The sequence below is a fragment of the Trebonia sp. genome (genome assembly GCF_030042015.1).
Taxonomy (GTDB): domain Bacteria; phylum Actinomycetota; class Actinomycetes; order Streptosporangiales; family Streptosporangiaceae; genus Trebonia.
The window spans coordinates 1-17,144 of record NZ_JASIAL010000132.1 but is presented as its reverse complement, the minus strand read 5'-3'; the positions used below and the strand labels follow the sequence as shown (position 1 = coordinate 17,144).

Sequence of the window (17,144 nt, the reverse complement as noted above, 5' to 3'; positions counted from 1 at the left end):
GCGAGCAGCTCCCGGCTGACCGCCCGCCAGGTGCCGGCGGTGCTGGCCGGGTCGGCGAGGGTGACCTGGAGCAGGGCGCGTTCCCTGGTCAGCGGCGTGCGCAGCTCGTGCGAGGCGTTGGCGGCGAACCGCCGCTGGGCGTCGAACGAGGCCTCAAGCCGCGCGAAAAGGTTGTCGAGCGTGTCGGCGAGTTCCTTGAGCTCGTCGTCCGGCCCGTGCAGGGCCAGCCGCTCGTGCAGGCTGCTGGCGGCGATCCGCCGGGCGGCGGCGGTGATCGTGCGCAGCGGGCGCAGCACCCGGCCGGCGATGACCCAGCCGATCGAGCCGGCGGCTGCCACGATCGCGGCCAGCGCGATCGCGCAGACGATCAGGATCTCCCGCTTGTCGTAGTTGACCTGCGGCTGCGTCTTGGCAAGCAACTCGGCAAACTGAGCGGCGGACAGGACAGGGAGCTGCTGAGGCTGGCCGAGCGCGGCGACGGGCATGGCGATGTTGAGTACGTCGTAGCGACCTTCTCGCTGGATGTCGGCGATGGGGATGGGGACGGGGACTATCGCGTAGCGACCCGCCTGGCGGACGTCGGCGGCGAGGAATTTGCCGTGGAGTACCGCGGAGCCGGAGGTTGCCTGCTGGCTGGCGGACGGCTGGTGCGTCGCGGGCCCGTAGAGCAGGTAGGCGACGACGGCGAGCACGGCCGCGCCGCAGGCCAGGAACGCCGCGCCGTACAGGACGGTAAGGCGCAGCCGGGCGGTGCGGCGGGGCAGCCGCGGGCGGGAAGTGCGCATTATGGTTCTCCGATGCGGTAGCCGCTTTCCCGGACGGTCTGGATTACCGGCGGGTCGCCGAGCTTGGCCCGGAGCCGGCCGATGGTGGTCTTCACCGTGGTGGTGAACGGGTCGGCCGCTTCGTCCCATACCCGTTCCAGCAGCTCCTCAGCGGAGACCGGCCGCCCGTCCGCGGCGAGCAGGCACTCAAGCACGGCCAGCTCCTTGGGGGTCAGCGGCAGCCGCCGACCGGCGCGGACCGCGACCCGGCGGGCCGGGTCCAGGCTCAGCTCGCCGTGCTCGAGGCTGGCGGGCAGCGGGGCGGCGGCGCGCCGGCCAAGCGCCCGGACGCGGGCGATCAGCTCGGCGAAGTCAAACGGCTTGGGCAGGTAGTCATCGGCGCCCAGCCCGAGGCCCTCGACCCGGTCCCTGACCGACCTGGCCGCGGTGAGCATCAGCACCCTGGTTTGCGATCTGTCCGCGGCAAGGGAGCGGCAGACGTCGTCGCCGTGCACGCCGGGCAGGTCGCGGTCAAGCACCAGCACGTCGTACCGGTTGACCGCCAGGCGCTCCATCGCCGCGGCGCCGTCCAGGGCCACGTCGACGGCCATCCCCTCCCGGCGCAGCCCGGCCGCCACCGCCGTGGCCAGTACCTCGTCGTCCTCGGTCACCAGAACCCGCATCGCCTGCCCGCCGCCTCCCGCGCCCACGCTATGCCAGCCGCCTGCTCCCCAGGATCGCAGGCCGCAGGTGACAGCCAGGTGACATTTCCCGTTACCGTGCCGTCACCCCCCGTTCTGTACAACAGCACACGACGAACCACTTCGGCTCCGACAGGGAGGCCCGCGATGAATGACAACACCGGCTGCGGTCGCGGCCGCGGACTGCGGCGCGCGGCAGCCCTGGCCGTCGTGGCAGCCGTCGCCGTGCTGGCCACGGCGTGCGGCACCAGTGCCGCGCCCTCCGCCAGCGCGCCGGACTACGCGCAGGTGCTTGCCCTCGCGCAGTGCATGCGCGGCCACGGCGTGCCGGACTTCCCCGATCCCAATGCGTCCGGGGGCTACTCCCTGACAGCGAACGGGTCACTTGCGGGCGCCGGGGGGTCATCAATCGACATTAACAGCAGCCAGGCACAGGCGGCTTATGGCGATTGCCGGCATCTGCTGCCCGGCGGCCCGTCTATCTCACAGCTGGAGCAGGTGGAGCAGCAAGAGCAGCAACAGCAGGCGCAAGCGCTCCCCCTGCTGTTGAAGTACGTCCAGTGCATGCGCGGCCACGGCGTGCCGAACTTCCCCAGCCCCGGCCAGAGCGAAGCATCCCCCGTCAACGTCAACTCGCCGCAGTACCTGGCCGCGGCGACTGCCTGCCAGCACCTGCTGCCGCCGGGGGCGAGGGTGTCGATTCAGTCAAAGCACCAGTCGGCGTCATGAGCGGCCGGCGCCGCCGGGCGGTCGTGGTGGTGCTCGCGGCCGTGCTGCTCGCGGCAGGGGCGGGGGTCGCGTGGGCGGCGGGGGCGTTCGGGTCGCGGGGCTCGTCAGGGAGCGGGCAGGGGGCGCCGCCGCCGGCGACCCAGCCTGTGCTGCGGGAGGACCTGTCGTCGACCACGCCGGTGACCGCGACCTTGGGGTATGCGGAGTCGTACACGGTAATAGGGAAGGGTGGCGGGACGCTGACCTCGCTCCCGTGGCCGGGGCAGGTGATTGGCCAGGGGCACGTGCTGTACCGGGTGGATAACGGCACCCCGGTGGTGCTGTTGTACGGGGCGGTGCCGGCCTGGCGGACGCTGGAGGAGGGCCTGACCGGGGCGGATGTGGCCCAGCTCAATCATGACCTGGTGACGCTCGGCTATGCGAGCAGCCCGGACGTCAGCGCGCTTGGCTGGGATTATTTCTCCTGGGAGACCGCGTACGGGGTGCGGCAGATGGAGTCGGCGCTAGGGGTTTCCAGCCCGCCCGGGTCGCTGCCGCTGGGGTCGGTGGTGTTCGAGCCGGAGGCGATCCGGGTCAGCGACCTGCTGGGCAGCCTGGGCGGCCCGGCGGTCGGCCCGGTGCTGGCGGCGACGTCGGACCGGCACGTGGTGACGATCCCGCTGAGCACCGCCCAGGAGACGCAGGTGGCCGTGGGGGATCCGGTGACGGTCACGCTGCCGGACGGCGCGAGCACGCCAGGGAAGATCTCCTCGGTCGGCACCGTGGCGTCCGGGCCTGCCGGTAACGCGACGATCCAGGTGACGGTCGCGCTGAGGCACCCGTCGGCGGCCGGGACCCTGGACCAGGCACCGGTCACGGTGTACATCACCACCGCCAGCAGTCCCGGTCCGGTGCTCGCGGTGCCGGTTGGAGCGCTGCTGGCGCAGTCCCCTGCCGGGTATGCCGTTGAGGTGGTGGCCGGCGCCGGCAACAGCAGGCGGCTGGTGCCGGTGCGGGTCGGGATCTTCGACGACAACTCCGGCATGGTGCAGGTGAGCGGGACGCTGACGCCCGGCGAGCAAGTCGTGGTGCCGGCCACGTGAGCGCCGTCCTGGAGCTGGAGCGGGTGACGAAGCAGTACCCGGGGCCGCCGCCGGTGCGGGCGCTTGACCGGGTGAGCGTGGCGGTGGCGGCCGGGGAACTGGCCGCGGTGGTTGGCCCATCCGGGTCGGGCAAGAGCACGCTGCTGCACCTGATGGGCACCCTGGACCGGCCAAGCAGCGGGGTCGTCCGGGTCACCGGCCTGGACGCGGCCCGGATGAGCGACCGGCAGGTGTCCGCGCTGCGGGCGGCCCGGATCGGCTTCGTGTTCCAGCAGTTCTTCCTCGCCGAGCACCAGACCGTGCTGGCCAATGTGGCCGATGGGCTGCTGTACGCGGGCGTGCCGCGCGCCGGGCGCCGCCGCCTGGCGGTCGCCGCGCTCGACCGGGTCGGCTTGGGCCACCGGGTCGGCGCCCGGCCGACCCAGCTGTCGGGCGGGGAGCGGCAGCGGGTGGCGATCGCCCGGGCGATCGTCGGCCGCCCGCCGGTGCTGCTGGCCGACGAGCCGACCGGCAACCTGGACTCCGGCGCCGGCGCGTCGATCCTGGCCCTGCTCGAAGAGCTCAACGACGTCGGCACCACGGTGATCGTGGTCACCCACGAGCACGCGATCGCCGCCCGGATGCGGCGCCGCATCGAGATGCTCGACGGCCGCGTCGTCACCGACACCGGCCCGGCCGCGGTCGGCGGCTGGCAGGCGCGGGAGGGACGATCATGACGGTCGCGCTGGGCCAGGACGCCCCGGCTCCGGCCCGGCTCCGCCCGGGTGACCTGGCCGGTCTCGCCAGCGTGGGGTTGCGCACCCGCAAGCCGCGCGCCGCGCTGTCGGCACTGGGCATCGCGATCGGGACCGCGGCGATCGTGGCCGTCCTCGGCCTCGCCGGCTCCTCCCAGGCCGGGCTGCTCGCGGAGATCAGCCGGCTGGGCACCAACCTGCTCACCGTCACCAACGGGACCACCTTGACTGGCCAGCCCGCCGAACTGCCCGCCGCCGCCCCCGCCATGATCGGCCAGCTGCCCGGCGTCACCGCCGTCCAGTACACCGCCACGGTCGGCGGCGCGAGCGTCTACCGCAGCCCGCTGGTCCCGTCGATCGACACCGACGGGCTGACCGTGGCCGCCTCCAGCCTGGGCCTGCCCGCCGCGGCCGGCACCTCGGTCGCCCAGGGCCGCTACCTCAACGCCGCCACCGCCGGCGAGCCGGTCGCCGTGCTCGGCGCCGAGGCCGCCCAGCTGATGGGCATCGACCGGATCTGGCCAGGGGAGCGGATCTGGGTCGGCGGCATGTGGTTCTACCTGGTGGGCGTCCTGAACCCCGCCACCCTGGCCCCGCAGATCGACACCTCCGTCCTGGTCGGCTTCCCCGCGGCCGAGCGGTATCTCGGCCTGGACGGGCACCCCTCGGAGATCTACGTCCGCACCGTCAACACCCCGGCCGCCACCACCGCGGTCGACAACCTGCTCGCCGCCCAGGCCAACCCGCAATACCCCTACGAGGTCACCGTCTCGCAGCCCTCGGCGGCCCTCACCGCCCAGGCCGACGCCGCCGGCGCGTTCAACACCCTGTTCCTCGGCCTGGGCGCGGTCGCGCTGCTGGTCGGCGCCGTCGGCGTGGCCAACATCATGATCATCTCCGTGCTTGAACGCCGCCAGGAAATCGGGCTGCGCCGCGCGCTTGGCGCCACCAAGGGCCAGATCCGCACCCAGTTCCTGGCCGAGGCCATCCTGCTCGCCCTGGCCGGCGGCGCCGCCGGGGACATCGCCGGCGCCGCCGCCACCGCCGCCTACGCCCACGCCAAGGGCTGGGCCATCGTCATCCCGCCAGAAGCGTGGGCCGGCGGCCTCGGCGCCGCCCTCCTCATCGGCGCCCTCGCCGGGCTGCTGCCCGCCATCCGCGCCGCACGGCTGTCCCCCACCCAAGCGCTCTGGTCCTTGTGACCCGCCGCCGTCCCGGCCCATTCCCGTCTGTCACGCCAGCCCCTCCCGCTGCCTTCCCGGCACCCGGCCGGGATAACGGGAAAGAAAAGGCCACCCCTGACTGGTCTTTTCTTTCCCGATAATCGGCCTGTCCGGAATGTCCGGTTCCCGGATTCCGGCATACCGGACATATCGCATCGGAGCTGCTGCTCCCAATGCCGTGCTGACACTCGGCTGCGATTAGATCGCCTGCCATTCGCCGTCTGTATTTTCCGTAGGTGGACAGCGTGCGCTGCCACCCGCGCGGAGGCGATCATGAGTGCTGAGTCGTGGAACGAGCGGGGACCAGTGGCCGACAGTGCCGCGGCGATGCCCGAAGTGACCGACCGGGCCACCTGGCAGGCGCAGCTGGACGACCTGCTGGTACGCGAGAAGGCGCACACCAGGGAAGGTGACGCGATCGCCGTGGCCCGGCGGCGGCTGCCGATGGTCGAGGTCGATCCCTCGATCCCGGTGACCGGCGAGCATGGCCAGGTCCCGCTGGCAGAGGTGTTCGAGGGCCGCCGCCAGCTGATCGTGTACTACCACATGTGGCATGCCGGCAAGCCCGCGCGGGACCAGTGCCCCGGGTGCACGTTCTGCAACGGGCAGGTCAGCGACCTGTCCTACCTGCACTCGCGTGACGTCACGTTCGCCACCTTCTCCGAGGGACCGTACGAGGAGAGTGCCCGCTACCGCGAGTTCATGGGTTATCCCATGCCCTGGTACTCAGTGGAGCCCTCCAGGGATGCGCTGCTCGCCGGGCGCTGGTTCGGCATGATCGTCTGCTACCTGCGTGACGGCGACAGGGTGTTCGAGACCTACTGGGCCACCGGCCGGGCCACGGAGGCCATGGGGTCTGTGTACGGCCTGCTCGACATGACCGTGTACGGCCGTCAGGAGACCTTCGAGGAGTCCCCGCCCGGCTGGCCTCAGTTCTGGCGGAACACCGGCGAGCAGTGGCGCATCAACGGGCGCCCCACTCCGCAGTGGGAGCGGCTCGCCGCCGGGCACTGCGACGACCTCGGAGTCAGCGCCTCGTGACGTCCCCGTCCGTCCGCCAGCCCCGCAAGGGCCGAGATCAGGCCGGTAAGTTACTTAGCTTTCCTAACTGTTACAGTGTTCAGGTGTCTTCGTGCCCAGGGAGAGGTCGTGCCGAGCCAGCGCCGCCAGCGGCCGCACTGGAACCGGTGAGGGCGGCCTGGTGACGGTCCAGGACGCTGACCCGTACCGGGGCAAGTGGTCGGTGCTGTCCAACACCACGCTCGGGGTGCTGATGGCCACGATCGACGCGTCGATCGTGCTGATCTCGCTGCCGGACATCTTCCGCGGCATCCAGCTGGATCCGCTTACCCCGGGCAACACCAGCTATTTCCTGTGGATGCTGATGGGTTACATGCTGGTGACCGCCGTGCTGGTTGTCAGCTTCGGCCGCCTGGGCGACATGTTCGGCCGGGTCCGCATGTACAACATCGGCTACGTCGTCTTCACGGTGTTCTCGATCCTGCTGTCGGTCACCTGGATGCACGGCCCGGCCGCGGCCGTCTACATGATCGTGATGCGGGTGTTCCAGGGCGTCGGCGGCGCGCTGATCATGGCCAACTCGGGCGCGATTATCACCGATGCGTTCCCGCGCACCCAGCGCGGCCTCGCGCTTGGCATCAACGCGGTGGCCGCCATCGCCGGGTCGTTCATCGGCCTGGTGCTCGGCGGCGTGCTTGCGCCGGTGGACTGGCGGCTGGTGTTCTGGGTGTCGGTGCCGGTCGGCGTGGCCGGGACTATCTGGGGCTACATCAACCTCAGGGACCGCGGCATCCGCACCCCTGCGCGCATCGACTGGCTGGGCAACCTGACCTTCGCCGTCGGGCTGGTCGCCGTCCTGGTAGCGATCGTGTACGGCATCGAGCCGTACGGCGGGCACGTGATGGGCTGGACGAACCCGCTGGTGATCGCCGCCCTGGCCGGCGGGGTAGCGCTACTTGGGCTATTCGCCTGGATCGAGACCAGGGTGCCCGCCCCGATGTTCCGGATCCCGCTGTTCAGGATCAGGGCGTTTACCGCGGGTAACCTGGCCAGCCTGATGGCCGCCCTCGGGCGCGGCGGGCTGATGTTCATCTTGATCATCTGGCTGCAGGGCATCTGGCTGCCGCGCCATGGTTACAGCTTCAGCCAGACCCCGCTGTGGGCCGGGATCTACATGCTCCCGCTCACCGCCGGGTTCCTGATCGCCGGCCCGGCCTCCGGCTGGCTGTCGGACCGTTTCGGCGCCCGGCCGTTCGCCACCGGCGGCATGCTGCTCGCGGCACTGACCTTCGGCTTGATGGAGGTGCTGCCTGTCAACTTCTCCTACCCTGTGTTCGCCGTGCTGCTGCTGGCCAACGGGCTGGCGATGGGCCTGTTCGCGTCCCCGAACCGGGCCGCGATCATGAACAGCCTGCCCGCCGATCAGCGCGGCCAGGGTGGCGGGATGTCCACTACCACGCAGAACTCGGCGATGGTGCTGTCGATCGGCATCTTTTTCACCCTCATCATCACCGGCCTGGCATCCCATCTGCCGACGACCCTGGCCAGCGGCCTGACCGCGCAGGGGGTGCCCGCAGCGGCTGCGGCTCGGGTCGCGCACCTGCCGCCGACCGCCACGGTGTTCGGCGCCTTCCTCGGTTACAACCCGATCGCCAGCCTGCTTGGACCAACCGGCGTGCTCTCCCACCTGCCCCACGCGCGGGTCGTGTACCTGACCGGGCGCGGCTTCTTCCCGAGCCTGATCTCCGCCCCGTTCGCCAGCGGGCTGCACGAGGCGTTCGATTTCGCGATCGTCGCGATGCTCATCGCCGCGGCCGCCTCCTGGCTGCGGGGCAAGCCCGGCACCCAGCCGGGTCCCGGCCCCATGCCAGAGACTGCGGCCGCTCGCCCCGCGGTCAGCGTCGGCCAGAATGCGGCGCCGGGCCGCAATGCCATGACGCCAGAAGGCGGCAGCACGACGTCTCAGTGAGCGGCCGCCGGCGAGCAGCCACGGAAGCGACCAGGGCCGGCCGACGGGCCTGGCGGCTCGTTCTCATCAGCGGCGGCGGGCGAACCAGACCTCCTCGGCGGGCCAGCGCCTGACCCACTCATCCGGGTATTCAGGGAAGTCGCTGCCGGCGGCACCCGTACCTCGATCAGGCACCCGCACCTCGATCAGGTCCTCCACGACGAGGCCGCAGCCGGCCATGACCCGGATCAATTCCCCGTGCGGCAGCGTGAACTGCCGGTAGCCGGTACCCGACTCGCCGCGTCGCATCACCAGGTGCAGCCCGAACAGGTCGTGCACCAGCCGTTCGGTGGCCGGCCCCTGCTCCGGCAGGCACATGCGCGCCAGCGTGGACTCGGCCATGAACACGAGCCGGCCGCCGGGCCGGAGCAGCCGGGCCGCCTCGGGGATCCACCGGTAGGGGTCGCACCACAGCGATGCGCCGTACTCGCTGATCACCAGGTCGGCGCAGGCGGCGGCCAGCGGTACCCGCTCGGCGTCCCCCTGGACCAGCGGGAAGCGCAAGGCGAACTCGGCCTGCAGGCGCCGGGCGGTGGCCAGCTGCCTGGCCGAGACGTCCACTCCGACCGGCCGGGCGCCGCGGCGGGCCAGCCAGGCCGAGACGTACGCGCTGCCGCAGCCAAGCTCGACCGCGGTGGCCCCGGCCAGGTCAGCCGGCAGGACCGGCAGCTTGGACTGGGGAATGCACCACATGCCCCAATACGGCTCGGTGGCGGCCCACCGTGGGTGTGCGTACCGCTCGAACCAGGCCGACAGCCGCTCGTCCCACTGCCGCCGGGTGACCTGCGGGTGCCCCCCGGCCTCGTCCGCCATGCACCGATCGTACGGCCATCGCTAACATCCCGGCCGGTGAGCGAGCGCCGGGCGCGAGCCCGTGCGGCACACTGGGAGCGTGCCGCGCACCGTCTCGATCGCCAGCCCGGACGACCCGAGGCTGGCGGACTACACGCGGCTGACGGACGTCGGCCTGCGCACCAGCCTGGAGGCCGAGCACGGCCTGTTCATCGCGGAGGGCACCAAGGTCATCGGGCGCGCCGCCGCCGCGGGATACCCGGTGCGTTCGGTGCTGCTTGGGCGCGGCCGCCTGGCTGACCTGCCCGCGCTGCGCGACGCGCTGGTCCGCGGCCGCGCCGGGGACGCCCCCGTGTACGTGGTCCCCGACGAGGTCGCCGAACGCCTCACCGGCTACCGCGTGCATCGCGGCGCGCTCGCCGCGCTGTGCCGCACGGAGCTGCCGCCGGTCGCTGCGCTCCTCAAGGCAAGCAGCAGGATCGTCGTCCTTGAGGACCTCGTCGACCACGCCAACGTCGGGGCGATCTTCCGGTGCGCCGCCGCGCTCGGGGTGGACGCGGTCCTGCTCTCGCCCCGCTGCGCCGACCCGTTGTACCGGCGGTCGGTCAAGGTCTCGATGGGCGCGGTGTTCGCGATCCCGTACGCCCGGATGACGCAGTGGTTCGACGGCCTGGCCGAGCTGCGCGGCAGCGGCTTCCTGGTGCTCGCGCTCACCCCGGACGAGCAGGCGGCGCCGATCACGCAGGCGACCCTGGGCGACAAGGCCGCGCTGCTGCTCGGCACAGAAGGCGACGGCTTGTCCGCGCGCTGGCTGCACGAGGCCGACCAGGCGGTCCGCATCCCGATGCACCCGGCGGCGCGCGCGAAGGGCGTGGACTCGCTCAACGTGGTGGCCGCCGCGGCGATCGCCTGCCACCTGCTGGCGCAGCGGGGGCCGTGAAAGAGCCGGCCGCGCTCGTTCGGAAAAATCTAGAACAGTGCCGGAGCGGGTGATTTCCGCATGAGTTAGGCGGAAGTCGGGGCGAACCGACAACTACATGAGGTAATGTCTGCGTCACTGCGCCGAACCGGGTTCCCGCGATCCTCCCCGGACGGGGGCGGCGCAGGCTTACTTTTCGTCCTTCGGAAACGCACCGTCCGCTGGACGTGGCAGCCGTGCATACGACAGGCTGTGACGCGGAAACCAGGTCAGGACAAGCGGGAGGCAGGCGTTGGGCGTCACGGGCACGCGCGGGACTAGTCCGCTGCCGTCCTTCACCCCGAACCGGCCCGGCAAGAAGTGGCGAGCGGTCGTGATCGGCCTGGTCGCCGTCTTCGTGCTCCTCGCCGGGTACGACCTGATAAGCAGCGGTGCCCTGACCAGCAAGGCGGCCTCGTCCCGCGCTGCCGGGCCGTCAGGCAGCCCGCGTGCTGCGGGCAAGCCGACGGCGACCGCGAGACCGCCCACACGGCCGGCGTCGCCGAGCCCTGTCGCGTCCGCCCCCACGCCCGCGCCGCAGGAACTGACCGTGGTAAGCGCGGCGGCGTTCGGCCCGGACGGAACGTCGGACGGCGACAATCCCGATGTCGCGTCGCGCGTCCTTCCCGGGGGCGGATCGGCCGGGTGGGCAAGCGCGTGGTACACGACGCCGGAGTTCGGCGGGCTGCAGTCGGGCACCGGACTGCTGCTCGACATGGGGCAGACCGTGTCGATCCAGCGCGTCCGGCTCGAGCTGGGCGACTCGCCCGGCGCGGACGTCCACCTGCTGGTTGGGAACACGCCGGACATGGACAGCCTGTCCACGGTCGCGTCCAGGTCGGACGCGGGCGGCACGGTGGCGCTGACGCTCTCCTCGCCGGTGAGCGCGCGGTACGTGCTGGTCTGGTTCACCAGCTTGCCGCCGGACTCGACCGGCACCTACCAGGTGACCGTGTACAACGTCACCGTGCAGGGCCAGCCGTAAGCGCGTCAGCCGCCAGCCCGGTCAGGGAGCGCGGAGCCTGTCCACGAGCGCGTCGGCCTGTGCCATCGTGACCGGCGACCGGATCTCGCTGACCGGCACGACGCGGCTGCCGCCTTCGAGGAAGACGACCTTGTCGCGCAGGCAGCTGCGCAGGTCGGGGTGACGCTCGACGATGGCGGCCTGCTCGGCCCTTGACTGCTCCGAGTGCTGCTGCGCCTGGGTCATCCTGGTCTCCATCGCCTGCTGCATCCGCCGGCCGATGGCCTTGCCGAGGAACCCCAATGCCGAGCCCATCACGTCGTTGGCGATGTCCTGGCCGAAATCCCCGCCGCGAGCGTTTTCGTACTGCTGCCGGTGCTGGTACTGGTCGTTCTGGCCGTAATCGGAGTAACCCGTTCCGGCAAACGTGTAACCCGGGCCAGAGCCCTGACCGGGACCCGGATACGGTCCCTGCTGGCGACTTTGCCGGGCCTGCATGGCATTGTCGCGCGCGCTGTTCATCATGTCGAACAATTCACCGATCGTGCGCACATCCGCGCTGCTGCCGCAACGGGGGCAGACCGCCTGCTGCATGCCGTAATCCACGCCCCTCATTCTGCTCTTGACAAGCGCACCCGGATAGGCTCCGGCGGATATTGCTTAAGTTCCGGCAGCCGCCATTTGGCGCACTGACCTGTGGGCCCTACCGGAGTCACCGCCTGTCGGGGCGGTCGTTATCCGCGACGCTGAACACGCCGCGGCCCGGCACCGAGTAGGCCCATCCCTCCTCGACAAGGATCGCGACGGCGTGCAGCGCGGTGCCGCGCGCCACCCCGTAGTCCAGCGTCAGCCTGCGGTTGCTCGGCAGCGCGCGCCGCGGCGGGATCTCGCCGGTCCTGATCCTCTCCCGCAGGATCGTGGCTAGCTGCTCATACAGCGGTTCGGGCGCATCCGGGTTAAGCGTGCTCACTCTCTCATCGTGCGTGACCTGGTGGAACATGGTTCACCAGAGGGTACCCAGGAACGCCTATGGACATGAATAGAAATGTATGGACCAGTATGGTCCCGCTTGGTACGGTGGACTTGCCCGCCGCGCGGGGCCTCCAGTCACCCGCGCGGCGGCAGGGCAGGCGGCGGCACGGAAGACGGAAGGAGGCATGAATGGGACCGCACGGCGGCTTGGTTCCGTCCTCGCCAGGGGAGCAGCCCGACCAGGTACCCCGGCTCCGCAAGTTCCTTGCCGACCACCCGGGGTGGAAGATCGGCCTCGGCGCCGACGGGATATGGGAGGCGCGGAACCTGACCGAAGGCGGCTCGCACGTCGTCGTCAACTACACGCTGCACGGCCTCCTCAACGCCCTGGCGGCCCCGTACCCAGACCCCGGCTCGTGAGCGGAGCTAGGGCACGAGCACCAGCGCCTGCCCGTTGAGCCGGGGGAGCCGCACGACGGCACCGGCGAAGCTTCCCGTCAGGAAATCGAAAGCCACGACGTGGTCTTCGCCCACGCAGTACAGCCGCCCGTCCGGCCCGAACAGCCGCCAGCGCCCGCAGGAGCCTGCCGGTCAGGCCGCCGGCTCAGCCTTCTTGCTCCTCGACGGCGAAGTAGGCGAAGTAACGGCGCTGGCCTGGTTGCGGGCAGCCCGGAAGCGTTGCTGGGCACCTTGCTTGGTGAGTCCGTAGCACGCGCCGATCTCCAGCCACGTGGCTCCGGCCTTGCGTGCGGCCTCGACCTGGGCAGCCTCCAGCTGCTCGGCCGCTTCTCGCAGGCGCCGGGCGGCGTCGAGCCGGCCGATCGGCCCGCCGGCGACGTCAAGAGCGCCGAGTGCGGCAACGATCCGCTTGACAGGACTCTTGGAGGCCACGATCACAGCGTAGTCGACAACTGGCACCGGTCAATGATATGTTGACGTCTGGTCAACATCTCGTTGACCTGCCTGGGTCGGGAAGTGGGGTGAGACGGGTGGCCAAGAAGAGCAAGAAGAGCAAGAAAGGGAAGAAGAAGTAATTCCCCGGCATGGACGGCAGCGGTCCGGCGATGCACCGCTGCCGTCCGCCCGTCCGCCCGTTCGCGAGTCGCTGACCCGCCGTCCGCCCTGCCGTCCCCTGTTATCCCGAACGAACCGTGCCGACTGTCCTGCGAAATCTCCCGCCGCAGTCGCCGAAGGCAACTCGGCTACGCGGGCGGGGCGACGGCGGCGGACTGGCCGGAGCGGCGCAGGGAATCGGCGACGAAACCGCTTGCCTTCAGTTCCTCGACCAGGTCGTGCAGGAACCGCGTGGTCTGCGGGCGCTTGGTCTTCGCCGTGCCGACGGCTTGCCGGATCTGCATGAACCGCCCCTTGATGAGCCGGAATCCTGGGTGCGTCGCGACGAACTCGGTCACCGGCTCCCTGACTCCGGCCGCCGCCTCCAGGTTCTGGGTGAGGAACTCCAGCGTTCCCTCCGCACCGCGTACCACGGTCGCGTGCCGCAGCGTGCGGGTCAGGAACAGGTCGTAGGCGGACCCGTGCTTGACGCCGATGCGCACGCCCGGGCTGTCGACGTCGTCCACCGTGGTCAACGGCGACCGGTCAGGTACCGCGTACACGCCTTCGATCAGCACATACGGGGCAGTGAAGGCTACCTCGGCCTCGCGCGCGGGCTCGATCCCGAGGAAGCAGATGCCCGCCCGTCCCGTCGTCACCGCCTCGAAGCAGTCGCGTGCGGCCCCGAAGCAGGTCAGCTCGGCCGGGACGTCGAGCCGGGCGGCGATCTCGCGCGCGAGGTCGACCGTGACGCCAGAAGGCTCGGCGGCGGTGCCTTGCGCCAGCACCGGGTTGTTCAGGTTGATCGCGGCCCGCAGCGCACCGCTTGGTGCCAGATCCGTGACGATCTCGGATGTCACCTTCGGCATGGGATCAGGCCGTCCGGTACACGACGAGCGACACGGCGGCGTACTGGGTGAGGTAAGCCGCGATCGTGAACGCGTGGAAGACCTCGTGGAACCCGAACCAATGCGGTGACGGGTTGGGCCGCTTCAGCGTGTAGACGACGGCACCGAGGCTGTACAGGATGCCCCCTGCCAGCACCAGCGCCAGGACCAGGGCTCCGGCGGTCGGCAGGAGCTGTGGCAGGACCAAGATCGCGACCCAGCCGAGCGCGATGAACAGCGACGTGATGAGCCAGCGCGGCGCGGGCCGCCAGGTGGATCGCCAGATGAGCCGGACCAGGGCGCCGGCCGCCGTCCCGGCCCAGATGATCGCCAGCACGCTCAGCCGCATCGGGCCGTGCAGCGCGAGCACCGCCAGCGGGGTATAGGTGCCGGCGATCACCAGCAGGATGCTCACGTGGTCGAACCGCGCCAGCAGGAGCCTGCGCCTGCTGGCTAGCGGTGACCGGTGGTAGGCCGCGGACACGCCGAACAGGGCCATGCAGCTGACGGCGTACACCGCGGCGGCGAGCCTGGCCGACGGGGTCGGGGCAAGCGCGACCAGCACGACGCCGGCGACTGCGGCGGCAGGGAAGGCCCCGGCGTGCAGCAAGCCCCGGAGCCTGGGCGCCGGGCCGCCCGCATCGTCTGGCCCGGGCGGTGCGGGCGCGCCATCCCCGGTTCCGACGGCACCCGCGCCTGCCCTACCCACAGCCCTTCTCATGGAGCGCTCCTTCCGGGCGGTCCGCTAACCTACGATACGGTGGGTTCGACCAGGCGAGTGACATTCGGCCCTGGAACCAGCCATGCGGTCCGCGGATCATCGGCGGTGGGTGATGCGAAGGCGGAGGCAGGAGCATGGCGGGCACCGCGATCGTGGTAGACCAGCTGACCAAGCGCTTCGGCAGCGTGACCGCCCTGGACCGGGTCGGGTTTGCCGTCCCGGCCGGGACCGTGTTCGGTCTGCTCGGGCCGAACGGTGCAGGCAAGACCACCGCGATCAGGATCCTGACCACGCTGCTGCGGCCGGACGACGGAACCGCCACCGTGCTCGGGCTGGAAGTGGTCAGGGATGCCGCCGCGGTCCGCCATCAGATCGGGCTGGCCCGTCGGTGCGCGGCCGTCGATGAGCACCTCACCGGCCGGGAGAACCTGCGCCTGATCGGGCGCCTGGCCCAGTTGCCCCGGGCCGAGTTCCGCCCCTGTGCCGACCAGCTGCTCACCCGGTTCGGCCTGGCGGTGGCGGCGTCCCGGCCGGTCCGGACCTACTCGGGCGGGATGCGCCGGCGGCTGGACGTCGCGGCCGCGCTGGTGGCCAGGCCGCCGGTGCTGTTCCTGGACGAACCGGCCACTGGGCTGGACCTGCCCAGCCGGAACGAGCTGTGGGCGGTGATCAGGGAACTGGTCGCCGACGGGACCACCGTCGTGCTCACCACCCAGTACCTGGAGGAGGCGGACCGGCTGACTGACCGGCTCGTGGTGATCGAGGGCGGCATGACCGTGGTGACGCTTCCGCTGCGGCCGGCCCGCCGGCCGCTGCAACCTCAACCTCAACGTCATCCGCCGTACGCCCAGGCTGCTGATATTTTCCACCATCCAGCCGCTGGTGTTCCTCGTGCTGTTCCGGTACGTGTTCGCCGGGGTGGCCGCGAAGACACTGCCGTCCGGGCTCCCGTACGTCGACTACCTGATGCCCGGCATCTTCGTCCAGGTCACCGTCTTCGGCGCCATGAACACCGCCATCGGGCTGGCCGCGGACCTGCAGACCGGCCTGCCTCGAGCGGTTGCGGTCGCTGCCGATGTCCCGGGTCGCGGTGCTGGCCGGCCGCACGCCGGCCGATCTAGCCCGCAACGTCTTCGTGGTCGCGCTGATGACCGGGGTAGGGTTCGCGGTCGGCTTCCGGATCCGCAACGGCGCCGGCCCCTTCCTGTCCGGCCTGGTCCTGGTGCTCGCGTTCGGCCTGGCCATGTCCTGGGTCTACGCGGTGATCGGCCTGGCAGTCGGGCGCTCGTGCTCGGCGGCCCGGCCGCCACCTACATCTGGGAATCGCTCGCCTGGTACGCCGCGATCATCATCGTGTTCGCGCCGCTCGGCGCGTGGCTGTACCGGCGCGCGGGCGGGCGCGGCTGAACTTCAGGCAGGAGGCCCAACGGCCGCCCAGCCGCGACTTTCGGCCCTGCAATTCACGGCTGAAGTGCGCCATCTTGAAGTATCGAAGTGGGCGGCCTGAGCCGGTGGCGCCTCCAGGGAGCCGGGCCGCTGTGCGGAGGTTATCATGGCACGCCCGTGGTGGCTGTTGGTGCTGGTGGCCGTGGTTACTCCGGCGCTGGCGCTCGCTTCATGCGGCTCGGTCGGCACATCGGCCCAAAGGCCAGTCCCGAGTTCTTCCGCGTCGGCCACTTCTGCTTCCCCCTCCGCGCCGGCCTCCCCGGCGCCGGCGCCGACTCACGTCCAGACCCCGGCTCCGGCACCTGCCCCGCCGTCTTCGTCCAGCCCGGTCCTCACGCTCGGCATGAGCGGCTCCGACGTCAGGGAACTGCAGCTGCGGCTCGCCGCGCTGGACTACTACCCGGGTCAGGTAGACGGCCAGTTCGGCCAGGACACCCTTGAGGCAGTATGGGCGTTCCAGGAGGTCCAGGGGCTGACCCCCACGGGAGAGGTGGGTCAGGCGACGTGGCAGGCGCTGGCAAACCCGCGCCTTCCCGCGGTGCTCGTCCCGGGCGGCGGGAGCCTGCGGATCGAGATCAACCTGGCGGATGAGGTCCTGGTCCTCTACCGCGACGACCAGGTCGCGCTGATCAGCCACGTCTCGACCGGCGGCGGCTACTACTACTGCTCGCCCGGCGGCGGCTGTGCCTACGCCATCACGCCGACGGGCGATTTCTCCACCACCACGTTCATGCCCGGCTGGGTCACGGTGCCGCTCGGCGAGATGTACAACCCTGTGTTCTTCATCGACACCGCCTTCGCGATCCACGGCGACACGTACGTGCCGCTGCAGCCGGTGTCGCACGGCTGCGTGCGCATCCCGATGGACATCGCCGAGTTCTTCTACACCCTGGTCCCGACGCCGGGCACGCCGGTGTACATCCGGGGCTGACAGCGGTAAGCGCAATGCGGCAGGGCCCCAGGGCCCCCCAGTGCCCGCGCAGCCCGTCTTTCTTTTCTGCTTTCCCGCCATTTCTCCCGGCGTGCAGGGACCGCCGTTTCTTCGCTCCCGCAGCCGGTCTCACCTTCTGGGTCGTAAGCCCCGTCGTGC

19 protein-coding genes are annotated in these 17,144 nt (G+C 71.0%); 11 read left to right on the top strand and 8 right to left on the bottom strand.

Features of this window, described 5'->3' with window-relative positions:
* Both Q1N79_RS06670 and Q1N79_RS06665 read right to left on the bottom strand, forming a co-directional pair.
* On the bottom strand, positions 1-785 hold a 785-nt coding region (locus Q1N79_RS06670; protein ID WP_300605643.1), incomplete at its 3' end, for a HAMP domain-containing protein.
* On the bottom strand, positions 785-1,447 hold the full coding sequence (locus Q1N79_RS06665; protein WP_300605645.1) for a response regulator transcription factor: 663 nt from the start codon (positions 1,445-1,447) through the stop codon (positions 785-787). The genes Q1N79_RS06670 and Q1N79_RS06665, both read right to left, overlap by 1 nt.
* Positions 1,448-1,612: 165 nt before the next feature.
* Here Q1N79_RS06665 and Q1N79_RS06660 point away from each other — a divergent pair, with 165 nt between their 5' ends.
* From Q1N79_RS06660 to Q1N79_RS06635, 6 genes are all read left to right on the top strand, one after another.
* Positions 1,613-2,194 (top strand): hypothetical protein, encoded by a 582-nt coding sequence (locus tag Q1N79_RS06660; RefSeq protein WP_300605641.1) that lies wholly within the window; start codon positions 1,613-1,615, stop codon positions 2,192-2,194.
* Positions 2,191-3,276 carry a hypothetical protein gene (locus tag Q1N79_RS06655; protein WP_300605640.1) on the top strand — a complete coding sequence of 362 codons (1,086 nt, stop codon included), beginning with the start codon at positions 2,191-2,193 and terminating at the stop codon, positions 3,274-3,276. Before Q1N79_RS06660 ends, Q1N79_RS06655 begins: the two co-directional genes overlap by 4 nt.
* The gene (locus Q1N79_RS06650) at positions 3,273-3,992 is read left to right on the top strand and encodes an ABC transporter ATP-binding protein (protein ID WP_300605638.1); all 720 of its coding nucleotides are present in this window, start codon (positions 3,273-3,275) and stop codon (positions 3,990-3,992) included. Before Q1N79_RS06655 ends, Q1N79_RS06650 begins: the two co-directional genes overlap by 4 nt.
* Entirely contained in the window at positions 3,989-5,212 is a 1,224-nt protein-coding gene (locus Q1N79_RS06645) for an ABC transporter permease (RefSeq protein WP_300605636.1), read from the top strand. The genes Q1N79_RS06650 and Q1N79_RS06645 overlap by 4 nt, the downstream gene beginning before the upstream one ends.
* Positions 5,213-5,506: 294 nt before the next feature.
* On the top strand, positions 5,507-6,274 hold the full coding sequence (locus tag Q1N79_RS06640) for a DUF899 family protein (RefSeq protein WP_300605634.1): 768 nt from the start codon (positions 5,507-5,509) through the stop codon (positions 6,272-6,274).
* 160 nt (positions 6,275-6,434) lie between these two features.
* Positions 6,435-8,222 (top strand): MFS transporter, encoded by a 1,788-nt coding sequence (locus tag Q1N79_RS06635; protein ID WP_300605632.1) that lies wholly within the window; start codon positions 6,435-6,437, stop codon positions 8,220-8,222.
* A 66-nt stretch (positions 8,223-8,288) separates the two neighbouring features.
* Here Q1N79_RS06635 and Q1N79_RS06630 read toward each other — a convergent pair whose 3' ends face one another.
* Positions 8,289-9,074: a class I SAM-dependent methyltransferase gene (locus Q1N79_RS06630; protein WP_300605631.1), complete on the bottom strand. Its 786-nt coding sequence runs from the start codon at positions 9,072-9,074 to the stop codon at positions 8,289-8,291.
* Between the two features lie 79 nt (positions 9,075-9,153).
* Here Q1N79_RS06630 and Q1N79_RS06625 point away from each other — a divergent pair, with 79 nt between their 5' ends.
* Positions 9,154-9,993, top strand: coding sequence for an RNA methyltransferase (locus Q1N79_RS06625; RefSeq protein ID WP_300605630.1), 840 nt, complete (start codon positions 9,154-9,156; stop codon positions 9,991-9,993).
* Positions 9,994-10,264: 271 nt separating this feature from the next.
* Positions 10,265-10,996 carry a hypothetical protein gene (locus Q1N79_RS06620; RefSeq protein WP_300605628.1) on the top strand — a complete coding sequence of 244 codons (732 nt, stop codon included), beginning with the start codon at positions 10,265-10,267 and terminating at the stop codon, positions 10,994-10,996.
* 21 nt (positions 10,997-11,017) lie between these two features.
* Here the strand turns inward: Q1N79_RS06620 and Q1N79_RS06615 are convergent, their stop codons facing one another.
* Together Q1N79_RS06615 and Q1N79_RS06610 are read right to left on the bottom strand one after the other, a co-directional pair.
* The gene (locus tag Q1N79_RS06615) at positions 11,018-11,569 is read right to left on the bottom strand and encodes a hypothetical protein (RefSeq protein ID WP_300605626.1); all 552 of its coding nucleotides are present in this window, start codon (positions 11,567-11,569) and stop codon (positions 11,018-11,020) included.
* Between the two features lie 118 nt (positions 11,570-11,687).
* The gene (locus Q1N79_RS06610) at positions 11,688-11,945 is read right to left on the bottom strand and encodes a GntR family transcriptional regulator (protein WP_300605624.1); all 258 of its coding nucleotides are present in this window, start codon (positions 11,943-11,945) and stop codon (positions 11,688-11,690) included.
* A 191-nt stretch (positions 11,946-12,136) separates the two neighbouring features.
* Here Q1N79_RS06610 and Q1N79_RS06605 point away from each other — a divergent pair, with 191 nt between their 5' ends.
* Complete coding sequence (locus Q1N79_RS06605; RefSeq protein WP_300605622.1) at positions 12,137-12,367, top strand: hypothetical protein; 231 nt, start codon at positions 12,137-12,139, stop codon at positions 12,365-12,367.
* 171 nt (positions 12,368-12,538) lie between these two features.
* Here Q1N79_RS06605 and Q1N79_RS06600 read toward each other — a convergent pair whose 3' ends face one another.
* The 3 genes from Q1N79_RS06600 to Q1N79_RS06590 all read right to left on the bottom strand — a co-directional run bounded on the left by Q1N79_RS06600 (position 12,539) and on the right by Q1N79_RS06590 (position 14,497).
* Entirely contained in the window at positions 12,539-12,865 is a 327-nt protein-coding gene (locus tag Q1N79_RS06600; protein WP_300605620.1) for a hypothetical protein, read from the bottom strand.
* A gap of 284 nt (positions 12,866-13,149) precedes the next feature.
* The gene (locus Q1N79_RS06595; protein WP_300605618.1) at positions 13,150-13,860 is read right to left on the bottom strand and encodes a transporter substrate-binding domain-containing protein; all 711 of its coding nucleotides are present in this window, start codon (positions 13,858-13,860) and stop codon (positions 13,150-13,152) included.
* A gap of 13 nt (positions 13,861-13,873) precedes the next feature.
* On the bottom strand, positions 13,874-14,497 hold the full coding sequence (locus tag Q1N79_RS06590) for a hemolysin III family protein (protein WP_300605617.1): 624 nt from the start codon (positions 14,495-14,497) through the stop codon (positions 13,874-13,876).
* Between the two features lie 245 nt (positions 14,498-14,742).
* On the opposite strand from Q1N79_RS06590, the gene Q1N79_RS06585 reads away from it, so the two are divergent.
* Both Q1N79_RS06585 and Q1N79_RS06580 read left to right on the top strand, forming a co-directional pair.
* A complete protein-coding gene (locus tag Q1N79_RS06585) occupies positions 14,743-15,729 on the top strand; it encodes an ABC transporter ATP-binding protein (RefSeq protein WP_300605615.1) in 987 nt (328 codons plus the stop codon).
* 668 nt (positions 15,730-16,397) lie between these two features.
* Positions 16,398-16,985, top strand: a complete 588-nt coding sequence (locus Q1N79_RS06580; RefSeq protein WP_300605613.1) for a L,D-transpeptidase family protein — start codon at positions 16,398-16,400, stop codon at positions 16,983-16,985.
* Positions 16,986-17,144 lie beyond the last annotated feature (159 nt).